Source organism: Sphingomonas sp. EC-HK361, assembly GCF_902498785.1.
Classification (GTDB): Bacteria; Pseudomonadota; Alphaproteobacteria; order Sphingomonadales; family Sphingomonadaceae; genus Sphingomonas.
Map to the genome: position 1 here is coordinate 851,168 of NZ_LR701494.1, position 18,558 is coordinate 869,725.

23 protein-coding genes are annotated in these 18,558 nt (G+C 67.1%); 18 read left to right on the top strand and 5 right to left on the bottom strand.

Annotated elements, in window-relative coordinates:
- Positions 1 to 209: 209 nt before the first annotated feature.
- The 13 genes from BOS5A_RS11420 to BOS5A_RS11480 all read left to right on the top strand — a co-directional run bounded on the left by BOS5A_RS11420 (position 210) and on the right by BOS5A_RS11480 (position 10,397).
- Complete coding sequence (locus tag BOS5A_RS11420) at positions 210 to 998, top strand: aspartyl/asparaginyl beta-hydroxylase domain-containing protein (RefSeq protein WP_151955222.1); 789 nt, start codon at positions 210 to 212, stop codon at positions 996 to 998.
- Between the two features lie 119 nt (positions 999 to 1,117).
- On the top strand, positions 1,118 to 1,690 hold the full coding sequence (locus BOS5A_RS11425; RefSeq protein WP_151955975.1) for a NifU family protein: 573 nt from the start codon (positions 1,118 to 1,120) through the stop codon (positions 1,688 to 1,690).
- Positions 1,691 to 1,727: 37 nt separating this feature from the next.
- On the top strand, positions 1,728 to 2,321 hold the full coding sequence (locus BOS5A_RS11430) for a malonic semialdehyde reductase (RefSeq protein ID WP_151955223.1): 594 nt from the start codon (positions 1,728 to 1,730) through the stop codon (positions 2,319 to 2,321).
- A gap of 70 nt (positions 2,322 to 2,391) precedes the next feature.
- Entirely contained in the window at positions 2,392 to 3,006 is a 615-nt protein-coding gene (gene tsaB, locus BOS5A_RS11435; protein ID WP_151955224.1) for a tRNA (adenosine(37)-N6)-threonylcarbamoyltransferase complex dimerization subunit type 1 TsaB, read from the top strand.
- A complete protein-coding gene (locus tag BOS5A_RS11440) occupies positions 3,003 to 3,479 on the top strand; it encodes a GNAT family N-acetyltransferase (RefSeq protein WP_151955225.1) in 477 nt (158 codons plus the stop codon). The genes tsaB and BOS5A_RS11440 overlap by 4 nt, the downstream gene beginning before the upstream one ends.
- Positions 3,480 to 3,524: 45 nt before the next feature.
- On the top strand, positions 3,525 to 3,947 hold the full coding sequence (locus BOS5A_RS11445; protein ID WP_151955226.1) for a Fur family transcriptional regulator: 423 nt from the start codon (positions 3,525 to 3,527) through the stop codon (positions 3,945 to 3,947).
- Positions 3,944 to 4,663 (top strand): lysophospholipid acyltransferase family protein, encoded by a 720-nt coding sequence (locus BOS5A_RS11450; RefSeq protein ID WP_234419312.1) that lies wholly within the window; start codon positions 3,944 to 3,946, stop codon positions 4,661 to 4,663. The genes BOS5A_RS11445 and BOS5A_RS11450 overlap by 4 nt, the downstream gene beginning before the upstream one ends.
- Before the next feature lie 39 nt (positions 4,664 to 4,702).
- Positions 4,703 to 6,025, top strand: a complete 1,323-nt coding sequence (gene miaB, locus BOS5A_RS11455) for a tRNA (N6-isopentenyl adenosine(37)-C2)-methylthiotransferase MiaB (protein ID WP_151955227.1) — start codon at positions 4,703 to 4,705, stop codon at positions 6,023 to 6,025.
- A 276-nt stretch (positions 6,026 to 6,301) separates the two neighbouring features.
- On the top strand, positions 6,302 to 7,303 hold the full coding sequence (locus BOS5A_RS11460) for a PhoH family protein (protein ID WP_151955228.1): 1,002 nt from the start codon (positions 6,302 to 6,304) through the stop codon (positions 7,301 to 7,303).
- On the top strand, positions 7,296 to 7,808 hold the full coding sequence (ybeY, locus tag BOS5A_RS11465; RefSeq protein ID WP_151955229.1) for an rRNA maturation RNase YbeY: 513 nt from the start codon (positions 7,296 to 7,298) through the stop codon (positions 7,806 to 7,808). Before BOS5A_RS11460 ends, ybeY begins: the two co-directional genes overlap by 8 nt.
- Before the next feature lie 9 nt (positions 7,809 to 7,817).
- Entirely contained in the window at positions 7,818 to 8,729 is a 912-nt protein-coding gene (locus BOS5A_RS11470) for a hemolysin family protein (RefSeq protein WP_151955230.1), read from the top strand.
- A gap of 64 nt (positions 8,730 to 8,793) precedes the next feature.
- Positions 8,794 to 10,122, top strand: coding sequence for a PQQ-dependent sugar dehydrogenase (locus BOS5A_RS11475; protein ID WP_151955231.1), 1,329 nt, complete (start codon positions 8,794 to 8,796; stop codon positions 10,120 to 10,122).
- On the top strand, positions 10,119 to 10,397 hold the full coding sequence (locus BOS5A_RS11480; RefSeq protein WP_151955232.1) for a UvrB/UvrC motif-containing protein: 279 nt from the start codon (positions 10,119 to 10,121) through the stop codon (positions 10,395 to 10,397). Before BOS5A_RS11475 ends, BOS5A_RS11480 begins: the two co-directional genes overlap by 4 nt.
- A 3-nt stretch (positions 10,398 to 10,400) precedes the next feature.
- On the opposite strand, the gene BOS5A_RS11485 is transcribed toward BOS5A_RS11480, so the two are convergent.
- From BOS5A_RS11485 to BOS5A_RS11495, 3 genes are read right to left on the bottom strand one after another with little or no spacing between them, the layout of a single operon-like run.
- Positions 10,401 to 10,694: a hypothetical protein gene (locus BOS5A_RS11485; protein WP_151955233.1), complete on the bottom strand. Its 294-nt coding sequence runs from the start codon at positions 10,692 to 10,694 to the stop codon at positions 10,401 to 10,403.
- A gap of 3 nt (positions 10,695 to 10,697) precedes the next feature.
- Positions 10,698 to 11,000 carry a polyhydroxyalkanoic acid system family protein gene (locus tag BOS5A_RS11490; protein WP_151955234.1) on the bottom strand — a complete coding sequence of 101 codons (303 nt, stop codon included), beginning with the start codon at positions 10,998 to 11,000 and terminating at the stop codon, positions 10,698 to 10,700.
- A gap of 3 nt (positions 11,001 to 11,003) precedes the next feature.
- Positions 11,004 to 11,441, bottom strand: coding sequence for a VOC family protein (locus BOS5A_RS11495; protein WP_151955235.1), 438 nt, complete (start codon positions 11,439 to 11,441; stop codon positions 11,004 to 11,006).
- 124 nt (positions 11,442 to 11,565) lie between these two features.
- Here BOS5A_RS11495 and lnt point away from each other — a divergent pair, with 124 nt between their 5' ends.
- The 3 genes from lnt to BOS5A_RS11510 all read left to right on the top strand — a co-directional run bounded on the left by lnt (position 11,566) and on the right by BOS5A_RS11510 (position 15,552).
- The gene (lnt, locus tag BOS5A_RS11500; RefSeq protein ID WP_151955236.1) at positions 11,566 to 13,149 is read left to right on the top strand and encodes an apolipoprotein N-acyltransferase; all 1,584 of its coding nucleotides are present in this window, start codon (positions 11,566 to 11,568) and stop codon (positions 13,147 to 13,149) included.
- A gap of 82 nt (positions 13,150 to 13,231) precedes the next feature.
- Positions 13,232 to 14,452, top strand: coding sequence for a methionine adenosyltransferase (gene metK, locus BOS5A_RS11505; protein WP_151955237.1), 1,221 nt, complete (start codon positions 13,232 to 13,234; stop codon positions 14,450 to 14,452).
- A 71-nt stretch (positions 14,453 to 14,523) separates the two neighbouring features.
- Complete coding sequence (locus BOS5A_RS11510) at positions 14,524 to 15,552, top strand: hypothetical protein (protein WP_151955238.1); 1,029 nt, start codon at positions 14,524 to 14,526, stop codon at positions 15,550 to 15,552.
- Here BOS5A_RS11510 and BOS5A_RS11515 read toward each other — a convergent pair whose 3' ends face one another.
- The gene (locus BOS5A_RS11515; protein WP_234419314.1) at positions 15,553 to 16,392 is read right to left on the bottom strand and encodes a formate/nitrite transporter family protein; all 840 of its coding nucleotides are present in this window, start codon (positions 16,390 to 16,392) and stop codon (positions 15,553 to 15,555) included.
- A gap of 88 nt (positions 16,393 to 16,480) precedes the next feature.
- Here BOS5A_RS11515 and trmB point away from each other — a divergent pair, with 88 nt between their 5' ends.
- Both trmB and BOS5A_RS11525 read left to right on the top strand, forming a co-directional pair.
- A complete protein-coding gene (gene trmB, locus BOS5A_RS11520) occupies positions 16,481 to 17,161 on the top strand; it encodes a tRNA (guanine(46)-N(7))-methyltransferase TrmB (RefSeq protein ID WP_151955240.1) in 681 nt (226 codons plus the stop codon).
- Positions 17,162 to 17,168: 7 nt separating this feature from the next.
- Positions 17,169 to 17,453, top strand: a complete 285-nt coding sequence (locus BOS5A_RS11525; protein WP_151955241.1) for a hypothetical protein — start codon at positions 17,169 to 17,171, stop codon at positions 17,451 to 17,453.
- Between the two features lie 7 nt (positions 17,454 to 17,460).
- On the opposite strand, the gene BOS5A_RS11530 is transcribed toward BOS5A_RS11525, so the two are convergent.
- Entirely contained in the window at positions 17,461 to 18,555 is a 1,095-nt protein-coding gene (locus BOS5A_RS11530) for a PepSY-associated TM helix domain-containing protein (protein WP_151955242.1), read from the bottom strand.
- Positions 18,556 to 18,558: the final 3 nt, after the last annotated feature.

An 18,558-nucleotide genomic window follows, 5' to 3' on the forward strand; every position in this document is an offset into this window, starting at 1 on the left:
TCCCCGCAGAATGAGGCGCTGCCCGATCACTTCCCCGGCATTGCCATGTTTTGGACCCATGGGCGGCGTATCCGGTGACGTCCGCGCGATCAGGCGCGACGGCCAGTTACTCCCGCCGCCCGCGAAGAACCTGCGCGCGGCCCGACAAGACGGTGTTGCGACTCGTGAACGTTCAGACCAAAGCAGCCAATTGCGCCCACCCCGCTGATTTGTGGCAAAAATCCGGCCAGTCGAGCGCTGCCACCGAAACCGCCGGCACGCTGCGCGCCGAGAGCGGGCGCCCGCTCATCATCCGCTTCGGCAAGCATCTGCGCGGCGCCTTCGATCGGCTGATCGCATCCTCCTCGCTGGTCGCCAACGATCCGGTGCTCGACATGCGCGACTTTGCCTGGACGAAGCTGCTGCGCGACGATTGGCGCACGATCCTGGACGAAGCGCGCGCCGTCGCTCTGCGCGGCGAGGCGGCGCCCAGCCTTGCGACCATCTCCCCCGATCACCGGTCGATCGCCGAGGTCGGCAAGTGGCGGTCCTTCTTCCTGTGGGGCTATGGCTATCCGATCGACGACAATCTCGCACGCTGCCCGAAGACCGCCGCGATCGTGGCGCGCATCCCGGGACTCAACAGCGCCTTCTTCTCGATCCTCGCGCCCGGCACCCACATCCCGGCGCATCGCGGCGTGACGAAGGGGCTCATCACCTGTCACCTCGGCCTGATCGTCCCGCGCGATGGCGATGTCCGGATGCGGGTGGCCGATCGCTATGTCCGGTGGGCGGAAGGCGAGACGCTGGTCTTCGACGACACCTATGATCACGAAGTCTGGAACGACACCGACGGCACCCGCGTCGTCCTGCTCGTCCAGTTCGAGCGCCCGCTGAAGAACCCCGGCAAATGGTTCGCCGACCTGTTCCTCGGCTTCGTGAAGCGCTCCGCCTTCGTGCAGGAAGCGCGGACCAACATCGGCCGGTGGAATGCGGCGCTGAAACAACTCGACGTGTAAGCGGGCAGGACACAAAGGACGGTAATCCCCGCGGAGGCAGGGGCGACGCGCTCCCGGGAAACCCATCGTTCCCCCAATCCCGGCTTGATCCCCGCGCCCGCGAGGGCCACATGCCCGCCATGCTGATCGAGACCGAACCCACGCCCAACCCGGCGACCCTGAAGTTTCTCCCCGGCCAGACGGTGATGGCGGCGGGCACGCGCGATTTCGCCGATCCCGAAGAGGCCGAGGCTTCGCCGCTGGCGAACGCGCTGTTCGGGCTTGGCGACGTGACGGGCGTGTTCTTCGGCTATGATTTCGTGTCGGTCACTGCTGCGCCGGGGGTCGAATGGCGTGACCTGAAGCCGGACGTGCTCGCAATCCTGATGGACCATTTCACCGCGCAGATGCCGCTGTTCATGCCGGGCGCGGCGGACTTCGCGGTTGCCGCCGACGAAGCGGCGATCGCGGACGATCCCGCCGACGCAGACATCGTCGCGCAGATCCGCGAGCTGATCGATACGCGCGTTCGCCCGGCGGTCGCCAACGACGGCGGCGATATCGTCTATCGCGGCTTCGACAAGGGCAAGGTCTATCTGCGGATGCAGGGTGCGTGCTCGGGCTGCCCGTCCTCGACCGCAACGCTGAAGAACGGCATCGAGCAGCTGCTCAAATATTACGTGCCCGAAGTCACCGAAGTCCGCGCGGTCTGACCGCCGTTTCCCAAACATAAAACAGGATCGCAACCACATGGGCACGCCGCTTGACGACGCCGGTCTCGACACGCTGTTCCGCAACGCGCGGACCTATAACGGCTATACCGACGAACCGGTGAGCGAGGCCGAGTTGCGCGCGATCTGGGACCTGATGAAGATGGGGCCGACATCGGCCAACCAGCTTCCGGCGCGACTCGTCTGGTGCGTGTCGGATGCCGCGAAAGCAAAGCTTGCCGCGGCCTGCTCCGCACAGAACGCGCCCAAGGTGCTGAAGGCGCCGGTTTCGGTCGTCATCGGCATGGACATCGATTTCCACGAGCATCTGCCCGAACTCTTCCCCCATGCCGACGCGAAGAGCTGGTTCGACGGCAACGAAGCGCTCCGCCGCGAATCGGCGATGCGTAACTCCTCGCTGCAGGGCGCGTATTTCATCATGGCGGCGCGCGCGCTCGGGCTCGATACCGGGCCGATGTCGGGCTTCGACGCGACAATGGTGGACGCCGCCTTTTTCGCCGATACGCCGAACGTGACGACGAACTTCATCGCAACACTCGGCCACGGCGATCCCGCGACGATCTTCGCGCGCAGCCCGCGGCCGGCGTTCGAAACGTTCAACACGATTGCTTAATCGGATCGGCCCGGCGAAGGCTGGCATCTCCCTTTGATTACGAGATGCCCGCGCGCGCCGGGATGACGCAATGAGCCTGACCCTCGTCATCGATACCGCCACTGCCGCCTGCTCGGTCGCGCTGATCGAGGACGGAGGCGTCGTGGCGCGCGTGCACGAGACGGTCGGGCGCGGTCATGCCGAGCGGCTGGTGCCGATGATCGCGACGCTGCCGGGCGGCGGACGCGCGCCGCACATTCTCGTCGATGTAGGGCCGGGCAGCTTCACCGGCATCCGCGTCGGGCTCGCCGCCGCGCTCGGACTCGGGCTTGGCTGGAGCGCGAAGGTATGCGGATACAGCTCGACCGCGCTCATTGCCGCCGCCGCCTTCGATGCGGCCGATACGGACATGCTTGCGGTCGTGCTGGAGGGCGGGCACGGTGAGGTCTTCATGCAGGGCTATCGCCGATCCCCGTTCGCCGAAACCGACGCGCTCGTATCGTTGACGCCCGATGCGGCCATAGCCGCGCTCGGCAATCGCCCTGCCTTCGGCAACGGCGTCCGGCGGCTCGGCGAGGGTGTGGGCACCGAGATGCTTCCCGATGCGGCATTCGCACAACTGCTCTCGCCAGACTACACCGCCCTGCCCCCGCGTCCTATCTACGGCCGCGCGCCCGACGCCAAGATTCCGCCGGTGCGCGCATGAGTACGCGGCTGCGCTTCGTCGAGCTGGAGTCTGGAAAGCCGTCCGATATCGGCATCGTCGATGCGCTGATGATCCAAGCGTTCGATCCGCGTTATGGCGAGGCGTGGACGCGCGCGCAGTGCCTCGGCATCCTGTCGATGCCGGGCGTCGCGCTGACCATCGCGCGGGTCGATGGCGCCGCTGCGGGCTTCGCGCTGACCCGGACGGTGCTCGACGAGGTCGAGCTGCTGCTGCTGGCCGTCACGCCGCAATTCCGCCGCCGCGGCGTCGCCCGCGCGCTGCTGAACGGATTTCTGGCGGATGCGCGCGGACGCGGGCTGAAGACCGCGCATCTGGAGGTTCGCGCCGGCAATCCGGCAGTCGCGCTTTATACTGCGGCCGGCTTCGCCAAGCGGGGCGAGCGCCGCGCTTATTACCGCGGCAACACCGGCGAGGTGTTCGACGCGCACAGCTATACGCTGAATCTCGCCTAAGCCCGCTCGACTGGCGCGGTTCGAGACATTACATCGTCATCCGATATGGCGCGAAAGATCGACCTCGAAGCCCTGTGCAACCAGAAGGGCCTGCGGATCACCGAGCAGCGGCGGGTGATCGCCCGCGTGCTTTCCGAAGCGGAAGACCATCCCGATGTGGAAAAGGTCTATGCCCGCGCATCGGCGATCGACCCGGGCATCTCGATCGCCACGGTCTATCGCACCGTGCGGTTGTTCGAGGAGGCAGGCATCCTCGACCGCCATGATTTCGGCGACGGCCGCGCCCGCTATGAACCGGCGCCCGAGGCACATCACGACCATCTGATCGATGTCGAGACCGGCAAGGTCATCGAGTTCGTCGATCCCGAGCTCGAGCAGCTGCAAAAGGCGATCGCCGAGAAGCTGGGCTTCCGCCTGGTCGATCACAGGATGGAGCTTTACGGCGTGTCGCTCAGCCGCAAGGATTGAGGCTGGCCGCGTTCCGCTTCTGGCTGCGCCTGGCCGCGATCATCGTGACGCTGGCCGGTGCGGTTCCCCTTCATCTGCTGTGGCGGCTGTTCCGCCTGCCCTCGCCATGGCCACGACTCTATCTTGGCGGCCTTGGATGGATCGTCGGTGCACGGAAGCAGGTCATTGGTCGTCCGCTGAAGCGAAACGTCGTCTTCATCGCCAATCACCTCAGCTGGATGGATATCCCGATCCTCGCCGGCGCTACCGGCACCGCGTTCGTGGCGAAGGCGGACCTGCGCGATGTCCCGCTAGTCGGCTGGCTGTCTACCCTCAACCGCACCATCTTCGTGCGCCGCGAGGACAGGCTTGGGATCGCGGACCAGATCGCGCTCCTGCGCGGAGCGCTCGCCGAGGCGTGGGCGGTGACGTTGTTTCCGGAGGGCACGACGAGCGACGGCACGACGATCCTGCCGTTCAAGGCGTCGTTGCTCGCGGTCCTCGATCCGCCGCCCGCGGGCGTCCTCGTCCAGCCGGTCCGGATCGATTACGGCGACGCGACCGCCGAACTGGCGTGGGTCGGCGACGAGCACGGCAAGGAGCACGCGACCCGTGTGCTGCGCCGCCCCGGCCACTTCACCGTCCACCTGACCTTCTGCGACCCCTTCGATCCCGCAGCCTATGACGGCCGCAAGGCCATCGCCGCCGAGGCGCGGCGCCGGATCGAAGTGATTTAGTTCCTCCCCGGCACGGGGAGGATTTGCTACGGGCACCGCATGACCGCCCCGAAAACCTTCGCCGTCAAGTCGTTCGGCTGCCAGATGAACGTCTATGACGGCGAGCGCATGGCCGAGCTGATGGCTGCCGACGGCCTCGTCCCCGCCGCCGACCCCGCCCATGCCGACCTCGTCGTCCTCAACACCTGCCACATCCGCGAACGCGCCACCGAGAAGGTCTATTCCGACATCGGCCGCCTGCGAAAGGACGCCGCAAAGCGCGGTGCGGTGGCGCCGATGATCGCCGTCGCCGGCTGCGTCGCGCAGGCCGAGGGCGCCGAGATCGTGCGCCGCGCGAAGGTCGATGTCGTCGTCGGTCCGCAGGCCTATCACAACCTGCCCGCCCTCGTCGCGAAGGCCGCGGCGGGGGAAGCCGGGCTCGACACCGACATGCCGGTCGATTCAAAATTCGGCCACCTCCCCGCCCGCCGCCGCGTCGGCCCGACCGCCTTCCTGACCGTGCAGGAAGGCTGCGACAAATTCTGCACCTATTGCGTCGTCCCCTACACCCGCGGTGCCGAGGTCAGCCGATCCTTCGCTGCGATCGTCGACGAGGCAAAGGCGCTGGTCGATGCCGGCGCGCGTGAGATCACGCTGCTCGGCCAGAACGTCAACGCCTGGGAGGACGAAGACGGCCGCGGGCTCGATCACCTCATCCGCACGCTCGATCGCATCCCCGGCCTCGCGCGCATCCGCTACACGACAAGCCACCCCAACGACATGCGCCAGGGCCTGATCGACGCGCACCGCGACGTCGAGAGCCTGATGCCGTTCCTCCACCTCCCGGTCCAATCAGGCAGCGACCGCGTGCTAAAGGCGATGAACCGCAGCCACACGACCGACAGCTACCTCCGCGTCATCGACCGCGTCCGCGCCGCGCGCTCCGACATCGCGCTGTCGGGCGATTTCATCGTCGGCTTCCCCGGCGAGACTGAAGCCGAGTTCGCCGACACGCTGCGGCTGGTGGGTGCAGTCGGCTATGCGCAGGCGTTCAGCTTCAAATACAGCCCCCGCCCCGGCACCCCCGCCGCCGACATGGCTGATCAGATCGCGCCGGACGTGATGGACGACCGCCTCCAGCGGCTCCAGGCCGCACTCAACCGCGATCAGGCCGCATTCAACGCCGCCGCCGTCGGGCGAACCTGCGACGTGCTGATCGAACGCAAGGGCAAGCTGCCCGGCCAAATGCTCGGCAAATCGCCCTGGTTGCAGTCGGTGCACCTGATCGGCAACCACGCGATCGGCGATCTGGTGACGGTGGAGTTGGTGGAAGCGGGCCCGAATTCGCTGACGGGACGGATGCCGGGTCGGATTGCTGCGTGAATTATAAAACGGGCGGCCTGCGATCGTTCGCCAGATAATCCTGCCCCGCCAGGGGGAGGATTACGAAGAAGAACGCCCATGCGGCCCATCGGCAACGCCCCGCGCAAAAACGCATCGCTGCCAGAAACCGGCTGTCCGAGGCCCCCCGCACCTGTCAGACTTGCCCACGATGCCACCGCGTCCATCCGACTCGCGCGCCTGTTCTAGCCGCCGTTCGGCGCGCGCCCGCCGGGACGCGAATGCACCTCTCTTTTTCACGCAGCGCAAAGGAGCCGCATGAGCCGCAAGCCCGTTCCCGCCCAGACCGGCGACCGCAGCCGGGTCGAGCTTCTCTTCGACAAGCCGCAGCTTTTGAGCGTGCTCTTCGGCCAGTATGATCGCAACCTGGTGGCGCTGGAGAACCGGCTGGGGGTGTATATCACTGCCCGCGGCAACCGCATCGGGCTGGAAGGCACGGCCGAGCAGGTGGCGATGGCGCGCGATGTGCTGAACGATCTCTACAAGCGTATCCAGCGCGGCGAGGAGATCGACACCGGGCTGGTCGACGCCTCGATCGCGATGGCGGCGGAGCCAGCGCTCGACGGCATCATCCGCGCCGATGCGGGCGACCGCGCGCCGACGGTTATGATCCGCACCCGCAAGAAGACGATTGTCCCGCGCACGCCGGCACAGGCGCATTATATGCGCGAGCTGACCAGCCACGAGATGATCTTCGCGCTCGGGCCCGCGGGCACCGGCAAGACCTATATCGCGGTCGCGCAGGCGGTGTCGCAGCTCATCACCGGCAGCGTCCAGCGGCTGATCCTGTCGCGCCCCGCGGTGGAAGCGGGGGAAAAGCTAGGCTTCCTGCCCGGCGACATGAAGGAAAAGGTCGATCCCTATCTCCGCCCGCTCTACGACGCGCTGAACGATTGCCTCCCCGCCGAGCAGGTCGAACGCCGCATCGCGAGTGGGGAAATCGAGATCGCGCCCATCGCCTTCATGCGCGGGCGCACGCTGGCCGACGCGTTCATCATCCTCGACGAGGCGCAGAACACCACGCCGGCGCAGATGAAGATGTTCCTGACCCGCTTCGGCGAGAACAGCCGCATGGTGATCTGCGGCGACCCGAACCAGACCGATCTGCCGGGCGGCGTCCGTGCCTCCGGGCTCGCCGACGCAACCACGCGACTGGAAGGGATCGACGGCATCTCGCTGTGCCGGTTCGGTGCGGGCGACGTGGTCCGCCACCCGATCGTCGGGCGCATCGTCGAGGCGTATGAGGGCGTCGATGCTTGAGATCGCGCTCCTTGCCGAACCTCCCTGGCCCGAGACGGTCGATTGGGACGCGCTGGCGGAGCGCGCGGCGCGGGCGGCGATCACGCGGACGCCGCACGGCGATCTGCTGGCGTCAGACGCGGCGATCGAGATTTCGGTGCGGTTGACCTCGGACGAGGAGGTTCACACGCTCAACCGTCAGTATCGCGGCAAGGACAAGCCGACCAACGTGCTCTCCTTCCCGATGGTGCAACCCGACCTCATCGAAACCGTCACGCAGAACAGCGACGACGGCGAAGTGCTGCTGGGCGATATCGTCCTGGCGCACGGCGTCTGCGTAGCGGAAGCGGCGGAGCGCGCGATATCAGTCGAGGCACACGCCACGCACCTGCTGGTCCACGGCACCTTGCATCTGCTAGGCTATGACCATCTGGAGGATGTAGAGGCCGAGGCGATGGAGGCGATCGAACGCGATGCGCTCGGCAGTCTTGGGCTCGACGACCCCTATCTGATACGAGAGGACTGACCCACGGCCATGGCCGAAGACCGAAGTAGCGCCGCACACGGCGGCGACTCCCACGAAAGCAGCATCTGGAGCGGCCTGAAATCGCTCATCTTCGGCGAATCCGGCGAAGACACGCTGCGCGACCAGCTGGAAGAGGCGATCGACCGGCACGAGGGCGATCCGGCCCCCGACGCCAAGGGCGATCTCACCCCGCTCGAGCGCCAGATGGTCCGCAACCTCCTCCATTTCGGCGAACGCGACGCGGGCGATGTCGGCGTGCCGCGCGCCGACATCATCGCGGTCGAAGAAGGCATGTCCTTCGACGCGCTCGTCCGGCAATTTGCCGAGGCCGGCCACAGCCGCCTCCCCGTCTACCGCGAGAAGCTCGACACGATTGTCGGCATGGTCCACATCAAGGACGTGTTCGCGATCCTTGCTACCGGGGCCGAGCACCCCGAGACGATCGCAGGGCTGATCCGCGAGCCGCTCTACGTCCCCATGTCGCGCGGTGCGCTCGATCTGCTCGCCGACATGCGGCAGAAGCGCGTGCATCTCGCCGTCGTGCTGGACGAGTATATGGGCACCGAAGGTCTCGTCACGATCGAGGACCTGATCGAGGAGATCGTCGGCGAGATCGAGGACGAGCATGACGATGCGCCCGAGGCGCTGCTCGTACCGCTCGACGGCGGCGGGTGGGATGCCGATGCCCGCGCCGAGCTCGAGGATCTGGGCGAAGTCGTCGATCCGCGCCTGGCCGAGGCGGACAGCGATATCGACACGATCGGCGGGCTTGCGGCGGTCCTTGCCGGCCGCGTCCCCGAAGCGGGCGAGTGCGTCGACCACCCCAGCGGCTGGCGGTTCGAGATCACCGATGCCGACGAGCGCCGCGTCCACCGGTTGCGCCTCCATCCACCCGTCCGCGCCGCGATGGCGGAGGAATAGCCGAACCTGGCAACCGCACGGACGGTCAGCAGTTCTCCCATCAGCCCCTTATCCACGGGACATCATGCGCAAGCACCTTCTCCTCGTTATCGCCCTTATCGTCGTCATCGCGATTCTCGGGATCGTCTGGCTGGGCTGGCCCGACAAGGCAAAGGTTCCGTTCGCCAACGTGACCGGCCAGCGTCCGTCGATCACCGACCCGCGCCGCCAGGTCATCCCGACGGTGAAGGTCGCGTCGGTCGTCGGCTGGCAGGGCAACGCGAAGCCCGTCGCGGCGCCCGGCCTGCAGGTCGCGGCCTTTGCGGCGAACCTCGATCACCCGCGCTGGCTCTATCAATTGCCCAATGGCGACGTGCTGGTCGCGGAGAGCAACTCCCCGCCGCGCGAGGCGCACGGAATCGCCGACTATGTGATGGGCTGGCTGATGGGCAAGGCCGGCGCGGGCGTGCCGTCCGCCAACCGCATCACGCTGCTGCGCGATGCCAATGGCGACGGCGTGGCAGAACAACGCAGCGTGTTCATGAGCGGCCTCAACTCGCCGCTTGGCATGGCGCTCATGGGCGACTGGCTCTATGTCGCCAACACCGACAGCCTCGTGCGTGTGGCCTACAAGACGGGCGATACGAAGATCACAGCCAAGCCGCAGGTCGTCGTGCGCTATCCCGGCGGCGGCAATCACTGGGCGCGCGGGCTGATTCCTGCGGAGGACGGCAAGACGCTCTACCTCTCGGTCGGCTCGTCATCGAACATCGCTGACAACGGCATCGATGCGGAAAAGAACCGCGCAGCGATCCTGCAGGTCTGGCCCGAGGACAAGTATTTCCGCATCTACGCAACCGGCCTGCGCAACCCGCAGGGCATGGCGCTGGAACCGCATTCGAAACAGCTGTTCACCGTCGTCAACGAACGCGACATGCTCGGATCGGACATCGTCCCGGATTACCTGACCGGGGTCGAGCTCGGCGACAATTTCGGCTGGCCCTGGTATTATTGGGGCGGCTATCCCGATACTCGCGTTGAGCCGGCCAAGCCCGAACTCCAGCAATATTCGAAGCGCCCGGATTACGCGCTCGGCCCCCATGTCGCCGCGCTCGGCCTGGCATTTGCGGATGGCGCGAAGCTCGGCGCCCGCTTCACCAATGGCGCGTTCATCGGCGAGCATGGGTCGTGGAACCGCGTGCCGGTGTCGGGCTACAAGGTGGTCTATGTCCCCTTTGGTGAGATCGGCTTTCCGGCCAAGGGCGCGAAGCCCGTCGATGTCCTGACCGGCTTTCTCGACAAGGACGGCAAGGCGCAGGGCCGACCGGTGGGCGTCATCACCGATGCCAGGGGTGGCCTTCTCGTCGCCGACGACGTCGGCAACCGCATCTGGCGAGTCAGCGGGGCGCGGTGAGCGGCCAAGCCTCCATCACCGATCTGCGGGAGCAGATGGAGGCAGCGGCGGCCGCGCTCGATTTCGAACAAGCGCGGCGGCTGCGTGACAGGATCGCGGTGCTGCGCGCGGGCGGTGACGCGCAGGCAGCGGATGCGGCAGCTGGTGCGGAGCTGGCGCGCCAGACGCCTGGCGCGATGGGGCTCGGCACCAGCCAGCAGCGTGTCTCCCAGCCCAAAGGCTGGCGCCCGCCGCCAAAGCCCGATCCGATGACGAAGAACCGCAACCGGCGCTGAGCCTCAGCGCTTGGCGAGCGCCCTACCGATCGCAGCCTCGGCGAGCGGCGCGGGGCCGAAAAAGGCCGGCATCTTGTCGCGCCAGCCTTCGGTGATCGAATCGCCGATGAAGACGACGCGCGGCTTTACATGCGACGCGATCGGCGCCGCATCGTCGTCGCGATAACGCCCGAGCCATGCCCAATCGGTGTGGAGCCGCGTCTCTGGGTCCGAAGCTGGCGGCGGCACGACCGCCTGTTGCGCCGACACGCCCGTCGCGATCGCAGAAACCGCCAGTGCCGTCAGAAGCGCGCGCATCACCTACTCCAGCAACTTGGGTCCTTCGCGCTGCAGCTTGGCGCGGATCTTGTCCGCGAACAACGCCATGAACGCGGGCAGCTCGAACCTGGCGTGAACGACGGTGTCGGCTACATCGAGCCGCGCCGCGACGCGCTGGCCCATCCCCTCCACGACGAACTCGAGCACATCGCCGTCCCATCGATGCTCGGTAATCGCGCCGCCGGGCACGAACTCGGCGAGCCGGCCGAAGCCGCCGCCGATCCGGCGCTTTGCTTCGTCGCGGCCCAGCTTGTGCGGCAGATCGACCTCGATCGGGACAGTCATCGCTTACGCCTCCACCGCGTGTTCGGTCGCAAAGATCATCGAATCCTGGGCAAACGCCTTGAACTCCAGCGCGTTGCCGCTCGGATCACGAAAGAACATCGTCGCCTGCTCCCCGGCCTGCCCCTTGAAGCGGACGTGCGGCGCGATTCCGAACGTGACGCCCGCCTCACCCAGCCGCGCGCTCAGCGCCTGCCAATCCTCCATCGCTAGCACCACGCCGAAATGCGGGACCGGCACGTCATGCCCATCCACGGGATTCGTCAGGCCGACCGGCCGGGCCGCAGGATCGAGATGCGCGACGATCTGGTGCCCGAAGAGATCGAAATCGATCCAACGGTCGCTCGACCGACCTTCGGGGCAGCCGAGCGTTCCGCCATAGAAGGCGCGCGCGGCGGCAAGATCGTGGACCGGAAAGGCGAGATGGAAGGGGCGTAGTGTCATGGCGGCATGATACACCCGCACAGGCAAAGCGCCACCATCATCGTCGGGCCTGCCTTTCGACACGGCTTGTTCCAACGTCCGCGTCGGGGCAAGAGCCATGTGTGCGGCCTGCGCGGCACCGTGGATGCCGGAACCCGTCCGGCCTGACGTGAGGGGTATTTCCGTCGTGCGGTTCGTGCGCAATCATCCGTTGATCCTGTGTCTGTTGCTTGGCGCCGCGGCAGCGTGCGGGTTCGCGCCGCTCGGTCTCTGGCCGCTGACCCTCGCCTGTTTCGCCGCGTGGATGGTGATCGTCCACGAAGCACCGACGCTCCGGTCGGCGCTGTGGCGCGGCTGGGCGTTCGGGGTCGGGCACTTCACGATCAACGACAACTGGTTCCAGCACGCCTTTGATTTTCAGGACAAGATGCCGCCGGCGCTCGGCTATGCCGCACCGCTTGCGCTGGCGCTGTATCTGGCGGTGTATCCGGCGATGGCGGCGGGGCTCGCCTGGCGGTTCGGGCGACGGGACACGCGCGACGGCGGCTATGTGCTGATCTTCGCCGCCGCGTGGGTGCTGACCGAATGGCTGCGCAGCGTCGTGTTCACCGGCTATGCGTGGGACCCGCTGGGGGTGATCTGGCTGCCCGTCATCAACGTCGCGCGCATCGCCGCCTTCATCGGAACCTATGCGCTCTCCGGGATGACGATCGTCGCCGCCGGCGTTCTTGCGCTCTACGCGCGGTGGAACTGGCGGTTTGCGCTGGAACTGACGATCGTGGCGGTCATCGCGGTCGTCGCCAGCATCGACGTGCACGTCCCGCGCCCCGTCGATCGCGCCGCGCCCCGATTGCGCATCGTCCAGCCCAACGTCGCGCAGGACGAACGCGGGCAGGACGACGCAGCGCTGCTCATGGCCAAGCTGTCCGTGCTGTCGGGTCGGCCCGGCCCCGCGCCGCGGCTGCTGCTGTGGCCCGAAGGCGTCGTACGCGACATGATCGAAAGCGGCTACCCCGCCTACGCGTATATGGGGACAAGCCCGCTCTACACCCGCTGGCAGATCGCGCGGCTGCTCGGGCCGAACGACGTCGCACTCGTCGGCGGCAGCACGCTGCGCTTCGACAAGGCCGAGGACGTGAGCGGCGCGACCAACGCGGTCTTCGCGATCGATTCCCGCGCACGCATCATCGGCCGCTACGACAAGGCGCACCTCGTCCCCTATGGCGAATATCTGCCGATGCCGTGGCTGCTCAAGCCGCTTGGTCTGTCCCGCCTCGTCCCCGGCGATATCGATTTCCTCCCCGGCCCCGGGCCGCAGACGCTTGCTTTGCGCGGGTTCGGCGCGATCGGGGTGCAGATCTGCTACGAGATCATCTTCTCCGGTAAGGTCGTCGATGCCGCGCACCGCCCGCGCCTGATCTTCAACCCGTCGAACGACGCCTGGTTCGGCAAATGGGGGCCGCCGCAGCATCTTGCGCAGGCACGGATGCGCGCGATCGAGGAGGGTCTGCCGATCGTGCGATCGACCCCGACCGGCATCTCCGCCGTCATCGCCGCCGACGGACGGCTCATCGCGCAAATCCCGCACCAGACCGCCGGCGCGATCGAGGTGCCCTTCCCGGCCCCCCTGCCGCCGACGCTCTTTGCGCGGATCGGCAACTGGATGGCGGCACTCGTCGGGCTGGCACTGATGCTCGGAGGCATTGCACTGCGGCGACGGCATCGTTAAAAGACATAAGGAAGTCTTTATATGTGGCGCATGGCGCCGCACGGACCCAGACAATCTGCTTTAGAAAACGTCAAGGAATCCCATGCGCAAGTCCTTCCTCTTCACGTCTGAATCGGTTTCCGAGGGCCATCCCGACAAGGTCGCGGACCAGATCAGCGACTCGATCGTCGATCTGTTCCTGTCGAAGGACCCCGAAGCGCGCGTCGCGTGCGAGACGATGACGACCACCAACAAGGTCGTGCTCGCCGGCGAAATCCGTGGGCGCGGCGTCTACGAGAACGGCCAGTGGGCGCCGGGCGTCGAGGCGGAGATCGAGCGGACCGTACGCGATACCGTGAAGCGGATCGGCTATGAGCAGTCGGGATTCCACTGGGAAACCTTCGACTTTTCGAACAACCTGCACGGCCAGTCCGCGGAAATCGCGATGGGCGTGGACGAGAGCGGCAACAAGGACGAGGGCGCGGGCGATCAGGGCATCATGTTCGGCTATGCGACCGACGAGACGCCGGGGCTGATGCCGGCGACGCTCTATTACAGCCACAAGATTCTCGAGACGATGGCGGCCGATCGCCATTCGGGCAAGGCGCCGTTCTTGGAGCCTGACGCGAAGAGCCAGGTCACGCTGCGCTACGAGAACGAGCTGCCCGTCGCCGCGACCGCACTCGTCGTCTCGACCCAGCACGCCAAGGGCTATTGCGAAAAGGGCGAGAATGCCGACCCCGCGAAATATGCCGAACTGCGCGGTTATGTCGAAGGCGTGCTGCGCGCGACGCTGCCCGAGGGCTTCGTCACCGACGAGACCGCGATCTACATCAACCCGACCGGCGCGTTCGAGATCGGTGGGCCGGACGGCGACGCCGGGCTGACCGGTCGCAAGATCATCGTCGACACTTATGGCGGTGCCGCGCCGCACGGCGGCGGCGCCTTCTCGGGCAAGGATCCGACCAAGGTCGATCGCTCGGCCGCCTATGTCGCGCGTTATCTGGCGAAGAACGTCGTTGCCGCCGGCCTCGCCCGGCGCTGCACCATCCAGCTCAGCTACGCGATCGGCATTGCAGAGCCGCTGTCCGTCTATGTCGATACCCACGGCACCGGCACGGTGGACGAGGCGAAGCTGGAAGCAGTGCTGCCGCAGCTCGTTCGCCTGACGCCCAAGGGCATCCGCGAGCACCTGAAGCTCAACGCGCCGATCTATTCCAAGACCGCCGCCTACGGCCATTTCGGCCGCGACGCCGAGGGCGCGCTGTTCACCTGGGAAAAGACCGATCTGGCCGACAAGCTCAAGGACGCGGTCGCCGCGTAACGGCTTGAACGACTGACGATTTCGGATAGCCTCTCCGGTAATTAACCGGGGAGGCTTTCTTGTATCGTGTCATGGCGGTCGTCGCTGCGCTGTGCGCGGTTCCCGCAACCGCGCAGCAGCGCGATCTTCCCGTGCCTGCGGACAAGGGGTGGGGGCATGCGGCAACCGGCGTCACGTTTCCTGCGAGACTTGCCGGCCTGCCCCGAACCAGCATCCGGGACAGCACCGCCGACGAGCGCGACGTGTCGCTGAACTTCGAAACGCCCGATCGCGCGACTGTCGTCACGATCTTTCTGTTTCACCCGGCCCTCGCCAACGCCGCCATCTGGTTCGACCGTTCCGAAGCGCAGATCGCCCTGCGCACGGACTGGCACGGCGCGACACCTGCCGATCAGAATCCGACCGCTTTCGCGCGGCCAGGCAGCGCCGTATCTGCGGGACTCAAACAGGCATATCGCACGGGCAGCAAGGATTACCCGACGACCGCGCTTGCTGTCGTGCCCGTTGGCGAATGGCTCGTCGCCGTCCGCTACAGCGCGCGCGACGTCGATATTCCCGCCCTGCGGCAGCGGTTGAACGGCGTGATCGACGCGATCCGCTGGCCTGCCGAAACGGGCGTGCCACCGCCTGCCGCCAGACCGATCGCCGCCTGCGCCGACACGCTCCGGTTCGGCAAGGCGAAGATGATGAAGCGGAACATCAACATGGGGTTGATGGGCGGGCTGCTGTCCGGATTGATGGTGAAGCCAGCGACCGACGCCAAACCGGAGGCGCCGCGGGAGTTGTGCCGTGACGGCACTCCGACACTCGAATATGGCATGTACCGCGCGGCGGGCAGCGATGGCTACACGATTGCGTTCGGTGACGCGGGGCGCGTTGCCTATGTCGCAAAGGGTATCGAGATTCCCGGCATGAACGGTTCAGGCGGCTATACGGTGACCTTTGGAAGCGTCGACGGGGCGATGGCGACCTATCAGAGTTTCGATCGCCTGCCGTCCCCAAAACAGGTCATGGACGAGATCAACAGCACCACACCCGTCAGCCGCACAAACCTTGATTCGGAGGGTAAAACGCAGATTCATATCGACGCGCCCAAATAGCTATTCAGCCGCCTTCGTCTCCGCCATCTCGCCCTTGACCTGCGCGTGCGCCAGCAGCGCGAAGAGGCCCGCGCCGCCGATGAGGTTGCCGAGCAGCGCTGGCAGCAGAAAGCCGAGCAGCGTCGGCCCCGCGCCTGCTACGCCCGACAGCAGCAGCAGGAACGCCTCGACCGAACCGACGATCGAATGACTGAAGTGCCCGGCCGCCACGACGAAGCCGATGACGAAGATGACCAGCACCGACTGCTCGCGTGCGCTCGGCAGCACCCATGCGACCACCGCGATCAGCATGCCGGCGGGGATCGCGTTGACGAACACCATGGCCGGCGGCAGCTCGACGACCTTCATCGACACTGCGGTCATCGCGTCGCGCAGGCCCGGATCGGCGCCAAGGAAGCCGGAGGCGATCGCCGCTGCCGCCACAAAGGTGCCGAGCAGGTTTGCCCCGATGACGATTCCCCACAGCCGCAGCGTCCGGCGCAGCGCCCATAACGACGGCTTGGTGACCAGCGGCAGCATCGCGGTGACCGTGCTTTCGGTGAACAACTGCATCCGCCCGAGGATCACGATGACGAAGCCGATCGGATAGCCAAGCGCGACGACGACATCGCGCCACGGCGCATCCGGAAGAGCGCCGTGGATCGCACCCTGCGCCAGCAGCGTGGCGGTGATCGCGAGTCCGCCGGCAAAGGCGGACCAGAAGAGCGACGCTGCCGGGCGGTCCAGCTCCGCCTCGCCCTCGGCGCGGACGGCGCGGTGGAGCTCCTTGGCCTCGACCGCGGTTTCGGCCTGTCCCTCGCCTTCCGGCTCTGTCGCGTCCTGATCCCGTTTGTTCGTCACGCCTCGCAAACGAGCGCCCGCCGGTTTGGCTCCGCGCGACCGCCTTTTCGCTTTTGCATGAGCGCCGCCGCCGGTTAAGGCGCGCGCGATGAACGATCCGATCACCATCCGCCGCCTCTACGGCCGTCGCCAGGGCCACAAGCTGCGTCAGGGGCAAGCCGCGCTGGTCGAGGACCTGTTGCCGGTGGTGTCGGTGCCGGACGACGGTCCGGTCGATTCACATGGGCTGTTCGGCGACGACCGCTCGCTGGAGCTCGAAATCGGCTTCGGCGCGGGCGAGCATCTGGTCGGGCAGGCGGCGATGCGCCCCTCGCATGGCTTCATCGGCTGCGAGCCGTTCCTGAACGGCGTCGTCGGCGCGCTCGGCCATATCCGGGACGGCGAGCTCGAGAATGTCCGCCTGCACATGGGCGACGCGCTGACCGTGATCGAGCGGCTGCCCGATGCGAGCCTGTCGCGGGTCTACCTCCTCCACCCCGATCCCTGGCGCAAGGCGCGCCATGCCAAGCGCCGGATGGTCAATCACGGCCCGCTCGATCTGATCGCGGCGAAGCTGAAGCCGGGATGCGAGTTCCGGCTGGGCACCGACGATCCCACCTATTGCCGATGGGCGATGATGGTGATGAACCAGCGCCGCGACTTCGCATGGCAGGCGCGCACCCCGTCCGATTTCCTCACCCGCCCCGACGACTGGCCGGAAACCCGCTACGAACGCAAGGCGCGGCGGCAGGGCCACGAGGTCTGGTATTTCCGCTACATCCGGCAATAATCCGGCGATGAGCCGATTTCCCCGACCGCCGCACCCCGATCGCACCGTCAGTCATGGAGAACGACGCGCGGTCGTCGGCTGGACGCATAACGACCTTCCGCGTGGCATCGACCTATGCATCGAGAGCGCAGCGTCGCAGGCCGGCCTCGAGAACGACCGAATCGCGCGCGACCATTTCGCGCTGACCCACAACCAGGCCCTGCTGCTCGCGCGCTATCTGCTCCAGTCGACCGGTCAGCGCCTCGAGGAGCCGTCGCGGGGCCTTTTGCGCAGACTATTCAGGCGGGTTTGAGCCGCGGTCAGGCCGCCGCGCGGGCCTGTTGCCGGCGCTTGAGGTCGCCCTTCCAGCTGCGCGCGCGCCACCACATGATGATCCCCGTCACCGCCAGGATCGCCGGCAGCAGCCCGCCAAGGAAGATGATGACCTGCCATATCGGCCCCATCCCGGTGCCGTCGTGAATCCGGCGCATCAGCCGCGCGATGCCGGCCTGCTCGCGACGCGGCACCTCTGCGGCGATGCCGGTATCGTCCGCCACGGTCACACTGCGCTGCCCGAACGACACCGTCCAGTCGGGCTTCAGCGTCGTCGGCCAGGTGATCGCCTGCGCGCGACCGCCCGCCATTGCGCTCGCCTTCGCCACGACCTGATCGACGCCGAGCGCCGGCGTTGCGAGCGGCTTCGCGCGCATCATCGCCGCCCGGTCGGGACCGCCGCCGCGCTGCGGCGCCTGTACGGACAGCGCGCCGAAAAAGGCGGGGAAGGAAATCCACGCGCCGGTCAGCGACAGGACGAACAGCGGCAGCGCGATCCAGAAGCCGAACAGGTGATGTAAATTCGTGTCGAGATTGCGGTGTCGGCGCCAGCGCAGCCCGCGCACCCAGCTGCCGATCGTCGGCCACCACAGCCACAGCCCGGAAAAGGACGAAATCAGCATCGCGACCCCGATCCACCCGACGATCTGCCGCCCGACGCCCGGCACCATCAGGCTGCCGTGCAGCCTGTGCATCACCCGAACAATCCCCGCATTGCTGTTCGCGACGTCGAGCACGTGCGCCGTCGGCGGATCGAGATAGACCGTGGTGCGCGCAGGCGGACCCGCCTGCGGCTTGCCGTCCCCTGCAAACGACACCGCGACCGGTTCGTCCCCCGTCCCAAGCGTCAGTTGCGCCACCGCCCCCGGCACACGCGCCCTCGCCGCGGACAAATATGCAGCGGGCGCGAGCCGTACGGCCCCGCTCGTCGCGAAACGCCCGGCGTTCAGCGTCTTGTCGAGCGCGTCGTGCCAGACGAGCGCCGCCCCGGTCAGCGAGATCGGGATGATGAGAACCGCGAGGATCAGCCCGATCCATTTGTGGACCTGGAACCAGGCCTTGCGCGCGCCGATCTTCGTCATTCG